General features: G+C 39.9%; 15 protein-coding genes. 10 read left to right on the top strand and 5 right to left on the bottom strand.

The features are described from left to right. Positions 1-19 precede the first annotated feature (19 nt). From ACED29_RS16200 to ACED29_RS16190, 3 genes are all read right to left on the bottom strand, one after another. Positions 20-1,144: an NAD(P)H-hydrate dehydratase gene (locus tag ACED29_RS16200; RefSeq protein WP_371698083.1), complete on the bottom strand. Its 1,125-nt coding sequence runs from the start codon at positions 1,142-1,144 to the stop codon at positions 20-22. Positions 1,145-1,362: 218 nt separating this feature from the next. Further along, entirely contained in the window at positions 1,363-2,580 is a 1,218-nt protein-coding gene (locus ACED29_RS16195; RefSeq protein WP_124015982.1) for an HD-GYP domain-containing protein, read from the bottom strand. Positions 2,581-3,152: 572 nt separating this feature from the next. Next, entirely contained in the window at positions 3,153-4,034 is an 882-nt protein-coding gene (locus ACED29_RS16190; protein ID WP_371698109.1) for a LysR family transcriptional regulator, read from the bottom strand. 85 nt (positions 4,035-4,119) lie between these two features. Here ACED29_RS16190 and ACED29_RS16185 point away from each other — a divergent pair, with 85 nt between their 5' ends. The 7 genes from ACED29_RS16185 to ACED29_RS16155 all read left to right on the top strand — a co-directional run bounded on the left by ACED29_RS16185 (position 4,120) and on the right by ACED29_RS16155 (position 9,956). Continuing rightward, complete coding sequence (locus ACED29_RS16185) at positions 4,120-4,545, top strand: PACE efflux transporter (protein ID WP_124015984.1); 426 nt, start codon at positions 4,120-4,122, stop codon at positions 4,543-4,545. Positions 4,546-4,719: 174 nt separating this feature from the next. Continuing rightward, positions 4,720-4,860 carry a hypothetical protein gene (locus ACED29_RS16180; protein ID WP_371698082.1) on the top strand — a complete coding sequence of 47 codons (141 nt, stop codon included), beginning with the start codon at positions 4,720-4,722 and terminating at the stop codon, positions 4,858-4,860. A 442-nt stretch (positions 4,861-5,302) separates the two neighbouring features. Next, positions 5,303-6,406: a flavin reductase family protein gene (locus tag ACED29_RS16175; RefSeq protein ID WP_371698081.1), complete on the top strand. Its 1,104-nt coding sequence runs from the start codon at positions 5,303-5,305 to the stop codon at positions 6,404-6,406. A gap of 4 nt (positions 6,407-6,410) precedes the next feature. After that, positions 6,411-7,466, top strand: coding sequence for a fatty acid desaturase (locus tag ACED29_RS16170; protein ID WP_371698080.1), 1,056 nt, complete (start codon positions 6,411-6,413; stop codon positions 7,464-7,466). 123 nt (positions 7,467-7,589) lie between these two features. Then, positions 7,590-8,048: a DUF2127 domain-containing protein gene (locus ACED29_RS16165; RefSeq protein WP_371698079.1), complete on the top strand. Its 459-nt coding sequence runs from the start codon at positions 7,590-7,592 to the stop codon at positions 8,046-8,048. 467 nt (positions 8,049-8,515) lie between these two features. Then, entirely contained in the window at positions 8,516-8,986 is a 471-nt protein-coding gene (locus tag ACED29_RS16160) for a Dps family protein (RefSeq protein WP_124015988.1), read from the top strand. Between the two features lie 187 nt (positions 8,987-9,173). Further along, positions 9,174-9,956, top strand: coding sequence for a hypothetical protein (locus tag ACED29_RS16155; protein WP_371698078.1), 783 nt, complete (start codon positions 9,174-9,176; stop codon positions 9,954-9,956). 94 nt (positions 9,957-10,050) lie between these two features. Here the strand turns inward: ACED29_RS16155 and ACED29_RS16150 are convergent, their stop codons facing one another. Next, complete coding sequence (locus ACED29_RS16150) at positions 10,051-10,635, bottom strand: TetR/AcrR family transcriptional regulator (protein WP_182697214.1); 585 nt, start codon at positions 10,633-10,635, stop codon at positions 10,051-10,053. Between the two features lie 455 nt (positions 10,636-11,090). Between ACED29_RS16150 and ACED29_RS16145 the strand changes: the two genes are divergently transcribed. The 3 genes from ACED29_RS16145 to ACED29_RS16135 all read left to right on the top strand — a co-directional run bounded on the left by ACED29_RS16145 (position 11,091) and on the right by ACED29_RS16135 (position 14,910). Beyond that, complete coding sequence (locus tag ACED29_RS16145) at positions 11,091-12,425, top strand: sensor histidine kinase (protein ID WP_371698077.1); 1,335 nt, start codon at positions 11,091-11,093, stop codon at positions 12,423-12,425. A gap of 73 nt (positions 12,426-12,498) precedes the next feature. Next, on the top strand, positions 12,499-13,038 hold the full coding sequence (locus ACED29_RS16140; protein ID WP_124015992.1) for a response regulator transcription factor: 540 nt from the start codon (positions 12,499-12,501) through the stop codon (positions 13,036-13,038). Positions 13,039-13,899: 861 nt separating this feature from the next. After that, positions 13,900-14,910 (top strand): substrate-binding domain-containing protein, encoded by a 1,011-nt coding sequence (locus ACED29_RS16135; protein WP_124015019.1) that lies wholly within the window; start codon positions 13,900-13,902, stop codon positions 14,908-14,910. A 727-nt stretch (positions 14,911-15,637) separates the two neighbouring features. On the opposite strand, the gene ACED29_RS16130 is transcribed toward ACED29_RS16135, so the two are convergent. Beyond that, positions 15,638-17,158, bottom strand: a complete 1,521-nt coding sequence (locus ACED29_RS16130) for an EAL domain-containing protein (RefSeq protein WP_371698076.1) — start codon at positions 17,156-17,158, stop codon at positions 15,638-15,640. Between the last annotated feature and the right edge of the window lie 346 nt (positions 17,159-17,504).

Here is a 17,504-nt window from a genome sequence, read left to right as displayed (position 1 = left end):
CCGTTAAACCGTTAAACCGTTAAACCGATAGAACTTGCAAGATAGCCCGAGGAATATAGTTGAGTAGGTCACTGGCTAACATGCCATATTGACTTAAGTCCTCAGCGGCAATATCACCTGCTAAACCGTGTAAATAGACACCTAAACATGCGGCATCTATAGGGCTGACACCTTGAGCACAAAAACCCGCTATCATTCCGGTTAACACATCGCCGGTTCCGGCTTTGGCAAGCGCGCTGTTTCCTGTTGGGTTGATAAATACCTGCTCGCCATCACTAATCACAGTATGTTTGCCTTTAAGTACAACGACTGCGTTTAATTGCTTAGCGGCCATATTGGTATAGTGCACACGTTTGGCTTGGATTTCGCTAACATCAAGATTCAATAATCGTGATAACTCTTTGGGGTGTGGCGTGATAATGCTGTGTTTTGGTAGGGTTATCGATGTGGTTGCGATATTACCTGGGTGAAGTAAGCGACTGATAAAATTCAGTGCGTCAGCATCGAATATGACCGGATTAGGATTAGCTTGTAACTGAGTTAAGAGCGCGTAAAAAAATTCACTATTACCATTAGGGACAGATAAGCCATCTGAATCGCTGTTGTGATGCTTTTTGTTACCCAGAGAGCTGTTGTCGAGAGAGTTGTTGTTGATAGAGTTGTTGTCAAGATAATTACGCCTACAGCTAAAGTTAACGCTGAGTTGGTCAGTACTTTGGCCAATACTTAATCCACTGCCTAATGAAATCACACTGGCTTGGTTAAGTTTATCGTCAAGTTGTAACACGGCCATTTTATCAATTGCTTGTACATCAATTGTCTGCCAACGAGCGGTCTGCATTTGTGTTGCTAATAAGTCAGTATTTGGGGCGTTATTATCATATTTTGCTGTCATCTGAGTCAGCAGCGGTAGGGTAACAACATTTGGCGTTAATGCACTTACACTGTCACATACCGATGGGCTGCTGGCTAAGGTGACGTAACCCGCGCCAACCCGCAATGCCGATATACTCGACAGGTAAGCCGCACCGCGATAATGAATCGAACCTGCAATATTCAATACATGGCCAAAAGTCATTTTATGGCTGTTATCTGGCCGAGGCGGTAATAGAGCGTTGATATGGTCATGGGTGAGATTTTGCATAGTGGCCAGCGATTATGATCAATGTTTATATCATAACTTATCACAGCAACCACTAAGATTGATGCCTGCAACAAAAAATGACAATACTGAAGGTATTGTCATTTTATTTATGGTGATACTAAAACTGGATTTAATCGTGATGATATTTTTTAAGCAATGACATGCATATATATCTTTAACATAGTGGCTAAGTTTTTCGGTTAATTTCTTTGTTGGGATTAGCCTTCTTGCGCCAGGTATTCAATAATTTGTTCCATGTTCAGATTAAAATCATCAGCACGCACACACTTTACAATTAAGTCATCAGTGACGGTTGCCAAATCAATTTTTTTATCAGATGCAAAATGATCCGGTTTTAGATGATAAAAGGGTTTCACAAGAGGACGTATTGGATCTTGAGGATTATGACCTTCAACGATAGCCAGCCTATTTGATTCAAGTTGTACCACAGAGCCAACAGGATAAACTCCCATACAGCGAATAAATTGGTCGACTAAATCTTTATCTAATTCATTGTTGTCTGCTAACGCACGTAAAATACTAAAGGCTTTTACCTGAGCATAGCCTTGTTTGTAGCAACGATGAGAAGTGAGCGCATCGAAAATATCACATATGCTGATCATACGGCCATAAAGGGTAATTTTATCAGCCGTTACGCCGAACGGGTAACCCAAACCATTGAGTTTTTCATGGTGTAGGCTCGCCACTTCTAAGCTCAGCGCACTGATCCCAGGAGTATTTTTCATGATCTCAATAGAGTAACTGGCGTGAGTTTTCATAATATGAAACTCTTCTTCAGTCAGTCTATCTGGTTTGTTGAGAATGCGATCGGGGATCATGATTTTACCAACATCATGTAAAAAAGCCCCGATGGCCAGTTGATTAACAATCTCTTTGTCGATTTTCTTGTATACGGCAAACATCGTCATGAGTACTGACACGGACACTGAATGCTCAAGTAAATATTCATCTTTATTACGAATATTAATCACACATGATAAGGCATTGGGATTATTAAAAATTAAATCTGTTGATTCTGTGGTAATTTTTTCTACCGGATCCATGTCTAACGGAAGACCGTGCTGCGCATTATGAAACAGCTTTTTTTGAATGTCTTTTGACTCATTGAATACTTGGCGCGCTCGTACTATTTCTTGATTAAAGAAATTTGCTGTCACATCGGTGCGGGCAGGCGTGACTTTTCGCGGCGCTTGAGGCTTAGGCACATTGACCTTAAGATCAACTTTTTCGACAATAACTTCACTTTTACTGGTATCAATGAGCAGCTTAGTAACCGACTTTTGTTTTAATGCTTCGATAACACGCTTGCTTTTAATCACACCTGGCTTAGTTAATGAAAACATGTCTTTAGGTTCAGTGATTTCAACTACATACATTCCAACATCAACGTCAGTAATGTTATGTTCAATCAGCATATATCGGTTCCTTGGGTATTTATTTGCATCAAAGATAAATCAGTTACTCGGTATTTATTCATACAGCATTGCATAAGATAGTTCATTTAACATTGTAATATAAGCAAAAATGCTAAGAACATCAGCCTGTAGCACAATCTTTAGCTCAATCTTTAGCATGATATTGTTCAAAAATGCTTGTGCAGTTAATCAACAATGTGGCCGGAGTACTATTTGGATATTATGCCTAATTAGCCGTGAGGTCCAATGGCTTTGAACAATCGTTATTTAATCGTGTTATTTTAGCCCGATTTATAGAGTTTATACCGTTAATACAACCCTCTAAATACAGGTGTGAATATTGGCTAATGGCAAATTAGTCTGAGTTAACACACTGGTAATGTTCAACAATAGAGATTCTGGTCATTGAGAAAATAACGCTATGCTAAGAGTTAACAATCCTGGCTAAATATCATAAATGATTTGAGTCGTGTGAAACCTGTACGTTAACCCTTGGGCATACATCCATATATCGCATATTTTCGCTTATGCTTTAGCATATACATCAGCCGATATTGCTCATTTTATTAATGTTATGGCGTTAGTAATTGCCGTAATGAGTGCCTTAGCTGTTTAAATACTGGTTCGCTGCTATAGCGATGATGCTGAATGACATCGACATTTGCTTGCCAACCAATTTCTTTAAATTCAGAGGGCAACAGCACTAATTGGCCATTATCTACATAGCTGTTGGCAATATGATTAGGCAGCAAGCACCAACCATGTCCCTGTAATGCCAGTTCAAGTAAAATATAATAATTGTCGGCATACCAAACATCAGGACTAATGGCTAACTGAAAGCTACTGGATTTGGTGTTGCGTGAACGCATTAATAATTGGCGGTGCAGCTTTAAGCTGGCTAAGTTATCACATACTTGTTGTGCTAGCGCATGGCTACTGGCGACATACATATCAAACTTAATTGAGCCAATGGATTCAAAATCAATTTGCGTTGGAATAACCAGTTCACTGAAAATAATTCCAGTGACGGCTCGCTCAGTGTCAATCATATCGATAATATCAATGCTTGACGCGGTTAAAAATTCTAAGGTGACATTTGGGAAATTTGCTTCTAACTCATTAATAATATTCGACAGTTTTTGCAGTGGAATGCCTTCATCTAAGCCAATGGTTAACTCTGAAAGTGTTTGCTGTTCTAAGGTTTGGGCGCAATAGCGTAAGCGTTGATGCTGCGCTAATAAGACTTGGGCATGTGGCAACAGTTTTTTACCGGCCGAGGTTAACTGCGGATATCGTCCACTACGATCAAATAAGCTAGCGTTGCAGTCTATTTCGAGGTTTATCACATGCTGGCTGACCACCGACTGCGCTTTATGTAAGGATCTTGCAGCAGAAGAGAAAGACCCAGTTTCTACTGTCGCCACAAAGGCCTCAAGTTGCTCAATACTATACATATCGCTTTTCCAGATACTATCCAACTATTATGTATCCCTATTCTGGATGACAATAGTTGAAAGGTCACGATATATTGAGTCTATTATGCAAGGTAAAGAAAGAGTGTTTCAGGCGATAACGTTTGAGCTGCTGGCAATGGCGCTCATTGTGCCGACAAGCGCGTTAATGATGAAGCAAGAGGCCAGCGATATGTTGGTTGTGAGTATTGGTTTGTCGTTATTTGCTATGTTATGGAATTACATTTATAACGTGTGGTTTGATAAAATAGTTGGTCCAAATAGGATTGAAAGAACGTTACTGATCAGGATTGTACATGCATTGTGTTTTGAAGGCGGCATGTTGTTGGTCACTATTCCATTAGTATCATGGTATCTGTCATTAAGCCTTATCGATACCCTGATATTAGAAGCTGGAGTGTTGATTTTTATTTTAATTTATACCGCGGTCTTTAATTGGCTTTACGATATATATCAACCGTATCAAAAATGGTTTGCTAATTTTGCTCAATAATTTGGTTTATTAAATTGTCTCAATAATCGTTAACTTATATTACTTGTATAAACTAATGATTACCTGTGTGGTCTATTTAATACCTAAGCGGAGTTTGTTTATATTACGGTCATGACTATTGTCATGATCACAGTGCCATCTTAGCCCGTCAATAATTATAAGCTGGATGTGAATGTGAAACATGATTGCCTAGGTTGCACATCTTATTTACCCACATCCGTTCGCTGGCGTTATGGCTGGTCGTATCCTAGAAATTATGGCTCGTTAACTGTCGATGAGCTTAAGCAAGTTGAGCAACTGTCACAACCCTATTAGCATCACCATTCTAGCTCAACTCAAGAGGGGCAATATATGGGGCTATTTAGCCAAGATGGTACATTTGCATTTTGAGCTTACACGCGAACATTATTTGTGTTTTCTTGAGAAAAAGTGAGCAATTTTTTTCTTCGTAACCACTCAGATGTCGTTGGTTTTTAATATCACTTATCGGCTAGTGTTAACATTTCAGACCGATTAACTCACGCTTTGCAGCTTATTACTTTCAGCTGGTTATTTCAGTTTTTTAATTGATACTATGTCTTTTATAAACCCATCATCAACTAAGTCCGCTTAAATTCATCTACGGTCATGAGTGATGTTGTACCATCCATCACGCTATATTAGGCTTAAACGATATAGTTAACATCACTACTTGCACCATAATATAATTTAAGAGTACAATTGTGCGCTGAAATTGAGCTAACACTTGTGCGCTAAAATGAATCTATTGACCCGACTCAACCAAGTCACCGCAAAAACCTTATTCCATACTGACTTTCTTGGCAGTTATTTCGAACCTATTATGCAGCGCATAAAGCCCGCTTGGCGCACCCATTGGTTTCGCGCCCAAGTGTTGGGGCATCAATTACTTCGTGCCGATGTTGTGCAACTAGACTTGTCTGCAGATAAAGCCTGGCCGCAAGCAATAGCAGGCCAGCACGTGTTATTGATGGTAGAAATTAATGGCCGTTTAATGACCCGACCTTTTTCAATCTCCTCAGCACCCGACCAGTCCCATAGCCAATACCCTAAAAAGCGCGTGATTCGTTTAACCATTAAGACCCATGTTGACGGTGCTTTTACGGCAAAATTATTGGCGAATATAACCGCGGGTACTTATGTCAATTTAAGTGCGCCACAAGGTGAGTTTGCAGTAAGTGACCGTATCCAACCATCAACACCATTGTGGTTTGTGGCGGCTGGCAGTGGCATTACGCCATTTATGGCGATGCTAAACCAGATGGCGTTGCTACCACAACAACCACAAAATCCCATTAATTTGGTTTATTTTGCCAAGCCGGGTGAGCATTTGTATGTTGACGAACTCATGGCGTTACAACAGCAGTTAAACCAATTAAAAGTGCAATTGCTTATTCGTAAAAATGGCGACAATTTAGCGGATGCTCTGAGTGACTGCACCGTGCAAAGCCAAGTGTTGGTATGTGGCCCAGGCCAGTTTAAGCAGGATGTTGATCGCCAATTAGATGCCATTAATCAACCGTTAAAGCAGCGGCAAGCGGAGTATTTTCAAGCTCCGGTTATGTCGCAAACACACAGCGGCGAGCAGCATATTCAGTTAACCCAGCGTGGTAAACAAACCCAGCTAACATTAGCAACCAACAACTCATTACTCAATGGCTTAGAGCAACAGGGGATCAGTGCTAATTTTGGTTGCCGTATTGGTGTGTGCCATCAATGCCAGTGTATTAAAAAATCTGGTGTGGTGAGGAATATGCGTACCGGTGAGATATCACAGCAAGGTGAGCAATTAATTCAATTATGTATTTCTCAGGCGGTGACGCCACTTGAGTTGGAACTGTAAAGTGATGAATAAGAATATTAATTTTGATCTGTTAGCTAACGAGTTAGATGAGTTGAAACGTCAAACGTTAACCGAAGTTGGCACAGCCGATGCGGCCTATATTCGTAACGTCATTGTGTGGCAACGAGCTTTAGAGTGGGGCGGGCGTGTGTTATTGATGTTGGGGGTTATTCATCCACTCTGTTGGCTTGTGGGTGTGTTGAGCTTAGCCAGTGCCAAAATTCTCGACAATATGGAAATCGGTCATAATGTGTTGCATGGACAATACGATTGGATGAACGATCCTCATATTAACTCGCGTCAGTTTGATTGGGACATAGCCTGTGACGGTAAAAGTTGGCAACGGATCCACAATTATGAGCATCACACTTATACCAATGTGATTGGTAAAGACCGAGATTTTGGTTATGGTTTGTTGCGTTTGTCGAATGACTTTTCCTGGCGGGTTAAAAACCTGTGGCAATTTCTCACTTACCTAAATTTAAGCATGCTATTTCAGTGGGGAGTTTCTTATCATGAACTCGCCGCAGAACGTGTTTTTATGGGCAAAAAGAAACAAGACCGTATGTCAAAAATTGATCCAAGCGAACTGAAACGACGTTTTTTTAGTAAAGGCGGTAAACAATTATTCAAAGATTATCTGCTATTTCCCTTGCTCGCGGGGCCGCTATTTTTGTGGGTGCTATGTGGTAACTTAATCGCCAATTTAATTCGTAATTTATGGACATCGACTATCATATTTTGTGGTCATTTTACCTCAGATGTTCATACCTTTAGCCAAGCTGAGTGTGAAAATGAAACTCAAGGTCAGTGGTATTATCGCCAGGCATTAGGTTCGTCGAATATTCTCGGCGGCAAATTATTTCATATATTCACTGGTCATTTGAGCTTTCAAATTGAACATCATTTGTTTCCCGATCTGCCATCGTCACGCTATCAGCAAGTGGCGCCAAAAGTGCAAGCTATCTTTGCCCGTCACGGTATTGCTTATCATACGGGACCTTTTTTACGTCAATATAGTCAAGTGGTTAAACGAATACTGCGTTATTCGCTACCTTAAGTTATCTTCAGGTTAACGGCTAAGCACTTCAACTGAAGTGCTTTTTTATCAGTAAAATAGTCATTGGCGTCATTGTTGTGAGCCGCTAATATAGGCTAATCGGTTTAGGGTGGATATGCGAAAATGATAGCGTCAGGCAAAGGTGTACGTGCGGTTGCGGTATTAGAAGCCAGTAAAGGAATGTTGGCTTTATTGGTTGCTATCGGCCTGCATGCATATGCTGGGCAAAACCTGTCGGCGCTGGCAACAGAATGGATGACTCATCTGCACTTAAATCCTGCGAGTCACTATCCCGGTATTTTTATTTCGGCCGTTAGCGCAGTATCACCATCGAGTTTAACGTTAATGGCAATAGGTGCTGCAGCATATACCTTAATTCGTTTTATTGAAGCTTATGGTTTATGGCATAACTTACGCTGGACTCAATGGTTCGCGTTGGTCAGTGGCGCGATATATCTGCCTTTAGAGCTTTATGAAGTGGTTAATCACTTTAACTTAATGAGTGTGGTGGTGCTGATAATTAATCTACTGGTGGTGGGATATATGTATTTGGTGTTATTTCCTCGTCGCGTTTCAATATGAGCTGTATTTCAAATTTTTTATAAAGCGATTAAGTTGAACTATTAACATAAATTAATCGTTGAGAGTTGATCCTTTATATCATGATGTTAGTATAAATACATTAGTAACGTTAACGATGAGTTAGCCATAGCGCTATTCATCAACAGTAACTATATGGTGTGTAATATATTATTAAGGCATCTGTTAAGATGTTATTGGTTTATTTTTAAATGAGACCTTTTAAAAGAGACCTATGAGTTGAGTAATAGTGTTAATATATAGACTCTATTTATAGGTTTAACACATAGGTTTGATACTATACACTGATGTAATATTATATTAGTTAAGTTGGTATATGCATTAAGGCCAATATATTGTTATTCGATTTTATGCTTATTTTATTAAGCGACTTATGAATAACGTGTATTCACCATTTATACAAATGCTGTAATGTTATGACTAATTAATTCTACTTTGAGAGGAATAAAATGACAGACATCGATATTGGTATAAAAAAAGACGACCGACTAAAAATTGCTGAAGGCTTAAAAAGTTTATTAGCAGATTCATATACACTTTATTTACAGACTCATAATTTTCACTGGAATGTAACAGGCGTACACTTTCGTGAGTTACACCTGATGTTTGAAGAGCAATATACTGAGCTTGCGGTGGCTGTTGATGATATTGCTGAACGCATTCGTACATTAGATGTAGCAGCACCGGGGACTTACAAAGAGTTTGCTCGTTTAAGTTCAATAAAAGAAGTTGAAGGTGTACCAAGTTCTGCAGATATGGTTGATTTATTAACCCAAGGCCATGAGCAAGTGGTTAAAACATCGCGACAAGTGCTTAAATTAGCTCAAGCGGCTGATGATGAATCAACCGCTGCATTAGTGTCAGATCGGATGCGCATACATGAAAAAACTGCATGGATGTTAAGAGCTACACGCAAGTAAGCTGCTGTATGAGATCAACCGCTTCTGATTGGCGTTATATCGCTAATAAAGGCTAATAACTTGCAGTAAAATCAAACCGCTGTCTTTGCTACAGCGGTTTTTTGTTTTTGGCTTTCGGATACGAAATTTATCGATCTCAATAGCCAAAAACGATAATCTAGCGTTTTGATTTTTTGATGATGCTATTGTGACCGATAAAGCCCTTAATAAACTTGCTAAGCATTTATATGCTCAGCGTGGTATTCCTCATCCTGACTCAAACTATTTAGCCTTTGTGCCCCAAAGTATTGAACAGGCTATTGCTGTACAACAATTGATGATAACTCAACATGGCACCATTGCAGGTTGGAAATGCCTAGTTCCGCAAGCTAATGGTCAGTTAATTGTTGCGCCAATATTATCAACAGCAGTGAGCCAGACTATTGATTGCGGCATTATACCCAGTATTAAAGACGGGCAGCCAACCGCGCTGATAGAGCCTGAAATTGCGTTTATTTTAGGTCAGGACATTGAGCCTTATCGCCATTACAGTAATGATGACATTGACCAAGCTATTAGTGCTACACACATGGCTTTAGAATTGATTCAAAATCGTTTTAGTCGTGAGATACAACCCAGTTTTTATCAAAAACTTGCCGATGGCTTGAGCAATCAAGGTCTGTACATAGGTCCAATAATAGACACTTCTATTGCTTATCAAGCCAGCCATATTGAGGTGGTGGTCAGTGGCGGTGAACGCACCGCAAGATTACAGCAATTTTCTGGGGTACACCCTTGTGAATTACCCCAAAACCCTGTGTATTGGTTAATTAATTACTTAGCAAAATTGGGCATTAAGCTCAGTGCTGGTCAAGCCATTATCACGGGTTCATATTGCGGTGTTGTCAAAGTCCCCATGGCAACAGAAGTGAATATTGAATATACAGGTATCGGTCAATTTAATATCAAGTTTTATGACTTACTTACCTAGTGGAGTTGCTGGCGGATTTAAAGCTGTCGTTAAATAATACGACATATTTTTGTTATCATTTGTTAAAAATTAAAAAAGCGCTCAAGGCGCTTTTTTAACTTTCTAATTGAATAAAGAATTCTTCTAGTTCTCTGTTTACTGTGTCTGTATCGCCGGTGGCTTTGAGATAAGATCGTAAACCAATAATGTGCACTTGTAGCTTTTTCGCCACTTGAGATTTATCTAATTTGCTTGGTAAATCACCATCATGCTGAGCTTTTTCTATGATACTGGCAAAGCGATGCTCAACTTGAGTCAGCAGATCTTTAGCTATGTTCAGTGTTTCTTGATGAGATTCATCGAGTTCAGCTAAAGTGCGCACAACCATGCATAATTCGCTTGGCACTTCGGCACAGCAAGGCACGATAATACTGCGTAAATATTGCTTAAATCCATTCCAGGCACTGTCACTTTGGGCTATTTTTTCATTTAAATCACCCGTGGAGGTTTGCACGTAATGAATCAACGTTTGGTGAAATAAATCGGCCTTACTACCGAATGCGGCATATATGCTGCCAGGCCGCATATCCATGGTAGTTTGAATTTCTCGGGTCGAAGTCGCCAAAAAACCTTTTTGCCAAAATAGATTTTTTGCTTTTTCAAGTACTTCTTCACGATTAAATTTGGAAATATTAGCCATTAGTGCCTCTTTTAGTTAGATCACTATTTTACGACAAGCCGGTAACCTAAGGCCAGCCTATTGTGCTAAATATTAATTATAAAGCGTAACAGTTATCTATTGTTAACCCTAAAATAGACATCATATAAGTGACTCAATACAGCCATTGATGCGTGTTATCATTTAGCGTTTTTATCGTTAGCATGGATCAAGTTAACGTTAAACAGCAGTAATTCATTTATAATAAATGACTTCAATATTATGTTTTGTCGTCATTATCTGCTCACTTATTTCAAAGGTGAGGTTAAACTTGCTTGCCAATAATCACGTCAGTGTGTTGTTGTGAATTAAATGGTCAATATTGGCATCACAATGGTGAAATAGTTTGATAAAGTGATTTGCTATTATGGCAACGTCAGAATAGTGGCAGCAGGGGATTGAGCTGAATATATCATCAACATTAGGATCGCAATAGTATGGCAAATGTGAACATGCCTTTTAACGCAAGTCAGCAACAATTGGCTTTACTACGACTGGTTAATTGGGGTTTAAAAATTGGGCTGATCTTGTTTGCCACAGACTTATTTGGGTTAACGACTCCTCCAATAGCTTTATCATACGTGCTAATTATTGAAGCTTGTTATGTTGGCTTTAGTTATCGTTTTCATCGACTGAGCATGAACAACAATGGTTTGTTGTTTTTAACCTTATTGTTAGACACTTTGTTTTGGGCAACCTGGTTATATTTTACCGGCGGGGCGACCAATGCTTTTGTATCATTACTATTATTACCGATAGCTATTTCTGCCATTACCTTGCCTCGTTGGGCGCCTTGGTACTTAACCATAGTATCAACCGCATTTTATACCTTAATGATTGTCGATATTTCAGATGAAATGCGCGATCCCGCTATGGCTCATGACATGAGCCAAATGCCAATGACCCATACGATGCAAGCCAATCAGGCTATGCCTGTAAGCCACAGTATGGATATGGGATCGCACTATTTAGGCATGTGGTTTAATTTTGTGATTTCTGCATTAGTGTTAACGGTTACCGTAGGTTTTATCGCCAAACGGATACGTCAAAAAAATGCAGAGCTGCGCTATTTACGCGAAGCCCAGTTACGCCAAGAAAAGATTTTGGCGTTAGGCACCGCATCAGCACAAATGGCTCATCAGCTGGCAACACCATTGGCAACATTACGCTTATTGGTTGATGAACTGTTCGAATCGGCCAATGATGCTGAACAAACAGAATTGATTAGTGAGATGCAACAAGCGCTTAATCGATGTGAAGTTACCTTAAGCGATTTACGCCTCGCCACAGAGTCGATACGCGAGCATAAATTAACCCACCAACCGGTTAATCAGTTAGCTGATATGTTGATTGACCAAGTGAATTTATTAATGCCAGAAACTCAATTAAACATCACCTTAACGCCACAAGTCGAGCAGGGGATCTTATATACCGACATGAGCTTATTACCGGCGTTAATGGCCCTGATCCAAAATGGCGCTCAGGCGAGTCAAGATAACCAGCACTCAGCCGTTGTTGATATCAATATCAGCCTGTCACAGCCACAAGAATTGAGCATCACTATTCGCGATTACGGTGTCGGCATTGCTACTCATTTGCTTCATACCTTAGGTAATAATATGGTAAAAAGCCCCAAAGGGATGGGCATCGCGGTATTATTAAGTCACACCAGTTTTGAGCGTTTAGGCGGTAAGTTATACCTTAAACCGCACCCAGACAGTGGCACCGAAGCCATAGTGACATTACCGCTTAGTGTACAAAAAGCGAGTTGAAGCTATTTTAACGAATAGAAGCGAATCGAAGTAAACAGAAGTTGAAATAAAGATAAGCTGGATTGAGATCACCATGAACAAGCTATTGATTATTGAAGATGATTTGGCCCTAGCTGCCATTTTAGCCCGCCGCCTCGGCAAGCATGGGTTTGAGTGTAAAACCTGCCATCACGCCAGTGATAGCTTATTAATGGCAAGGCAATTTGTGCCCACCCATATCGTGTTAGACATGAAATTAGCCGAACATAATGGCTTGTCGTTAATTAAACCCTTAAGACAACTTTTACCCCAGGTACACATGGTATTGCTCACTGGCTTTGCCAGCATCGCCACCGCCGTCGAAGCCATCCGCCTTGGAGCAGACAATTACCTCGCTAAACCCGTCGATACCCAAACGTTATTAAATGCATTATCCGTCTCGGCTGAAACCACAACCACTTATGATGATATTGAAGAACAGCCACTTAACCCCAAGCGCGTTGAATGGGAACACATTCAACAAGTGCTCGCCAACAACAACGGCAATGTATCAGAAACCGCACGACAATTGGGTATGCACCGCAGAACCTTACAGCGGAAGTTATTGAAAAAGCCTACGGCTGATAATCGGTAAGAAAGGTGGCTAAACCAAGTGTCATTCCGGTAATGCTTTTGAGCCGGAATCTAGGGTTGTTCTTTTATGTTTTGTGCTTTATGGCCTAAGGCCGCTATCGTCGTGGCGCTTCGCTTACACCAGAGCAAAAGGGTAAAGCGCATTCTTATTTATAAATCAGCCTTTGCAAACCCTCAGCGTTCCGGCAACATTTTCAAAAATCTACAAGGTCGCGACGGAAGGATATCCCGCTTTTAATTTCGTTTGAATTCCGCTTTGGCCCATCTTGTCATAAAGAGTGAAAATGCTAACGATTGTTATGGTTAATGGATTCACGAATGTCGTGGTGGCATGTATGCCAAAGAACGACTTGTAACTCGAAAGCTAGTGGGGATCTGATAGGCAGGATGCCTTGGAATACGTGAAAGGCTATGGTCAGCTCACTGACTCTTTTATAAAGAGTCTTCAATGGCCTCAAGTTCAGAGTTGAATTTACCCATTTGCAGGTACTAACTCATTTTTGGACAGAATTTTTAGAGAAGCTAGTGTTTCAGTTTAATTTTATAAAAGTTTACTCTGATTCGATTGAGTTATTAATATCCCCACCCAGTTTCATTTGAATGTCTGCGAAAGCGCTTGATGCTTGGAATGAGCCAAAAAAAAGCAAGCAATAAAATTATGACAGGCATTCAAAAATTAGAACCAATTGGTTACTTGTATGGTGTTGCCATGCTGACGCATGGGGGAGTTCAAAACACAACAATATCGATTAGCTCACACTGATAGGTTCAGCAATACCGTTTCAGCTCACATTTTTAAATGAGTTTCTTTGCTATGTTTTATTGTAAGCTGAGTCGCAATATGATTATTTAAGGAGGGAGTATGGGGAGATCACTTGTATTGTTTGTTGCTTTTAGTCTAATACCCATATCTTCTGTATATGGAAAAGAATTAAGACTTGCCGTGGTACCTAAATTTCATAGTGTTTTTTTTGAGCGAAGCAAAGCTGGCTGTATAGATGCAGCGGCTCAAATAAAAGGCGTGGAATGCATATATCGGGGACCAGATATAAGTAATGTTAGGATGCAAGATCAGGTAATAAATCAACTTATTGATGAAGGTATAGACGGTATCGCAGTAGCCGTTACACAATCTAAATATCTCGTTAAAAATAGCCTTAAGAGAGCTAAAGAAGCAGGTATTCCGGTTATTACCTATGACTCTGATATTGATGTTTCAATCAATGAAGATCCTAATAGTTTACGCCTAGCCTATATCGGCACTGACAATTTTGAATTGGGTAAGTCATTAGGTGAAGAGTTAAAAAAACTTCGGCCCAATGGGGGAACGCTAATAATGCAATCTGGGCGACCAGATTCTCCCAATCTGAATTTAAGATTGATGGGTGTCCGTTCCGCATTATCGGGAAAAAAATACGATGTACCTCCTGGAGAATTGCTTAATAACGATTCGGGATGGACTGAAGTTAGAGAACCTTTCTTTAATTTTGATCAATTGGATCAATCTATTAATCAAATGGAGTCTGTAATGAAAGGTAAGCCTGTAAAAGCAGACTCTTTTATTGCTGTTGGTGGTTGGCCGCAAAATGACCAAGCACTTTATCGTAAAATGATTGCCCCGTACCAGGCAAAAATTAATAACAACAAGGTCATCATTGTTATTACTGACACATCCTCTGAACAATTAGCTATGTTGGAAGATAATCTTGTTCATATCAATATTGGTCAAGCCCCATATGAAATGGGAAGACTAGCCATTTTGACACTGTATAAAATTGTAACAGAACAAAAATATGAGAAAACAATTTACACACCTATCACAGTTTGCACACCAGAGAACGTTGATACATGTACCAAGATTACGGGATTGTAATCATATTTAAACAGCATGGTATAAAAGCTAACGAATAATATTTATAATATTTCCCAAATCTCTTTGGACAAAAGTGTGTTTGAGGTATTAATTAACTCAGCTTACTTGGTATTAGTTTAGCTTGATTTATAATGTAGCTTCATTTGAGCTTATTTGCAGATGATTAAGCGAGACGCCACGAGCACATCCCTGTGGGCTTAACCAAAACATCCCTGTTTTGGATACTCGCTGACTCATCTACACCTGTAATTTAACTCTCTTCGATTTAGCTGCATAGTTGTCTATAGATGAAAGCTAAATAGAAAAAGCTCAAATCTAATTAGCTGACTTACTTTGGGGCTGATTCGTGTCAGCCTAGATACCCCGTACCGACACGTAGATGGACAGAACCTTGTCAGATACTTAGCTTTAAATCGTGAGTTTCAGGTTAAATATTCTATTAGTAATGCCTTTTTTTACTACGACCTAAGCAACGATCTTCGGCGGTTTGACATAAATAGTCGTAATTAAGCGGAGCAGGCGTATATCTGAGTTTGAATCAGTTCTTAAGAGGTTTGGATTATTCTAGGATAAAAAAAGCCCTCGAACAGCAAAAGTGAGGGCCAATTGGGTGGGTTTGGGTGAGAGAGTTAATCAGTCTGATGTAAAATGATTCACAAGCACAATTTTCGCCTAAACGACCATGAGTAAATTTACGATTGACGCTCTGCTGTTTGATTTCATGATGCTAACGTTTAAAATGCTCAACTAGCCATAGTTTTAAATCGGCGAGTTCCATTGGCCTCGCGAAGAGATACCCTTGTAAAAAATGCACCTTACGACAGGTCAAATAGTCCGCCTGCTCCTGCGTCTCAACCCCTTCAGCCACCACTACATAATTCATCTTATGGGAAAGCTCGATAATTGTATCGAGTACATGCGAAGTCACTGAATCTTGGCCTATGGTATCGATAAAACATTTATCAATTTTCAGGTAGTCTAACGGCATCGTTTGCAGCAGGGATAAGGTGGTTTGCCCAGTACCAAAGTCATCAATTGCCACGAGAATCCCTAGCTGTCGCAAACTTTCAATGCACTGGCAAATATCCGGCGTCAGCAATTGCCTCTCGGTAATTTCAATCAACGGCTTAACGCCAATACGCTCAAGAGAATCACGCAGATGAATAAATTTAGACTCAATATCATCCTGCGTAAAGTGTTCTGGCGCCACGTTAAATGCAATTCTAAAGCCCGGTTCGACCTTCATATCGGCAAAATCTTTTAATGCCTGCTCAAAAATATAGTTAGTCAATGGGACAATTAACTTACCCTCTTCGGCAATGGGAATAAATAAATCAGGTCGCACTAAGCCCATTTGCGGATGCTGCCAACGCACTAATGCCTCGACCCCCTTGGCCTTACCGTCCTCGGTGCAAATCACAGGCTGATAAACTAAGAAAAACTCTTCGTTCTCTATCCCACTGCGAATGTCATCGGCAAGGGAGTGGCGAGCCCCCTTTGAATAGAGAACAAATAGGATAGACCCCGTAATCAAGACTATGCTAATGGGTAAAGAAATGGCCAAGAATATCCAAAAGAAATGCCAGAAAAAGGCAGGTGACATTTCTAATAATACTGAGAAATTGTGCTTATCAGAATCTAGCGTCATCATCTCATTTTTTATAAATCCGAGTGACTCAGGAATCGTTTTATCATTTATGGATAAAGCGACATTGATCACTGCACTGGGAAACACATTCGGCTGTACAAAGGAGTCTAATAAATATTGCCCTTCAATAATCACAGCAGCACCGTGTTTAGATATCGGTTCCCAATTGGATGTCACTATCGCTGGCACCTCGGGCATAAAATAAGTGCCGTCAATAATAAACTGGTTAGGTATTTCAAGGTTTTCAGTGATACTGACGATGTCTAAAGGAGCATCAATATCACCTGTTTTAGATGAGCAATAAACGCGTTGTGAGTCAAATATTAAAGCTGAGCGAAAGTAAGGCTGGAACAACATATAGTTATGTAACTCCCTACACTCAGTGTCCTTCAGCGCCAAGGCATAATGGTTTATCTCATTTGCATGTGAGATCAAAGTATCAATGTGGCCAACATAAATAGCACCAACACCTTTGACTTTATCTTCCACAAAATACTGTGCAGAGAGATAACTTGCTACAACAGCAACCCCTATCGGAAACAATATCACTGCAAGCCATTGCCACAATGGCAAATTTAATTTTGCTATTTTTCTTCGCATAGTCCTCTATTTAGTTCCTTAAATCGCACAGTACTTGGTTAAAAATGATATCAAAATCTATGCGGCAAGATGTGTATATGTTTGTATCTCAGTCCATGTCAGTTTGATACAAATAGACTAAATTTCAAACTCATTTTTGGGGCATAAATCATCTACTTGTCTAGGTTAATTTCTGGACAGAAACGTTTTAGATTTTTCGCTCTAAAACAACGTTCGCAATTAGGAAATGTATGGCAATCAGATGTTCGGTAACGCCAGCACAACATGTGTATAGCAAATCGGGTTGACGCATTTTTTATGCTAGTTGTCCCAAGGACTTTTCCATTGGAATACAATCCAAACTAAT

It is taken from the genome of Shewanella sp. 5S214, from assembly GCF_041439795.1.
GTDB lineage: Bacteria > Pseudomonadota > Gammaproteobacteria > Enterobacterales > Shewanellaceae > Shewanella > Shewanella vesiculosa.
The sequence above is the reverse complement of the archived record's forward strand: the minus strand, read 5'-3'. Positions and strand labels throughout refer to the sequence as shown.

Excerpts from the sequence above, each read along its gene's own strand:
- ACED29_RS16160 (WP_124015988.1), top strand. The coding sequence starts at position 8,516 with ATGACAGACATCGATATTGGTATAAAAAAAGACGACCGACTAAAAATT.
- ACED29_RS16190 (WP_371698109.1), bottom strand. The coding sequence starts at position 4,034 with ATGTATAGTATTGAGCAACTTGAGGCCTTTGTGGCGACAGTAGAAACT.
- ACED29_RS16145 (WP_371698077.1), top strand. The coding sequence starts at position 11,091 with ATGGCAAATGTGAACATGCCTTTTAACGCAAGTCAGCAACAATTGGCT.
- ACED29_RS16135 (WP_124015019.1), top strand. The coding sequence starts at position 13,900 with ATGGGGAGATCACTTGTATTGTTTGTTGCTTTTAGTCTAATACCCATA.
- ACED29_RS16185 (WP_124015984.1), top strand. The coding sequence starts at position 4,120 with ATGCAAGGTAAAGAAAGAGTGTTTCAGGCGATAACGTTTGAGCTGCTG.
- ACED29_RS16195 (WP_124015982.1), bottom strand. The coding sequence starts at position 2,580 with ATGCTGATTGAACATAACATTACTGACGTTGATGTTGGAATGTATGTA.
- ACED29_RS16200 (WP_371698083.1), bottom strand. The coding sequence starts at position 1,144 with ATGCAAAATCTCACCCATGACCATATCAACGCTCTATTACCGCCTCGG.
- ACED29_RS16130 (WP_371698076.1), bottom strand. The coding sequence starts at position 17,158 with ATGCGAAGAAAAATAGCAAAATTAAATTTGCCATTGTGGCAATGGCTT.
- ACED29_RS16175 (WP_371698081.1), top strand. The coding sequence starts at position 5,303 with ATGAATCTATTGACCCGACTCAACCAAGTCACCGCAAAAACCTTATTC.
- ACED29_RS16150 (WP_182697214.1), bottom strand. The coding sequence starts at position 10,635 with ATGGCTAATATTTCCAAATTTAATCGTGAAGAAGTACTTGAAAAAGCA.
- ACED29_RS16140 (WP_124015992.1), top strand. The coding sequence starts at position 12,499 with ATGAACAAGCTATTGATTATTGAAGATGATTTGGCCCTAGCTGCCATT.
- ACED29_RS16170 (WP_371698080.1), top strand. The coding sequence starts at position 6,411 with ATGAATAAGAATATTAATTTTGATCTGTTAGCTAACGAGTTAGATGAG.
- ACED29_RS16165 (WP_371698079.1), top strand. The coding sequence starts at position 7,590 with ATGATAGCGTCAGGCAAAGGTGTACGTGCGGTTGCGGTATTAGAAGCC.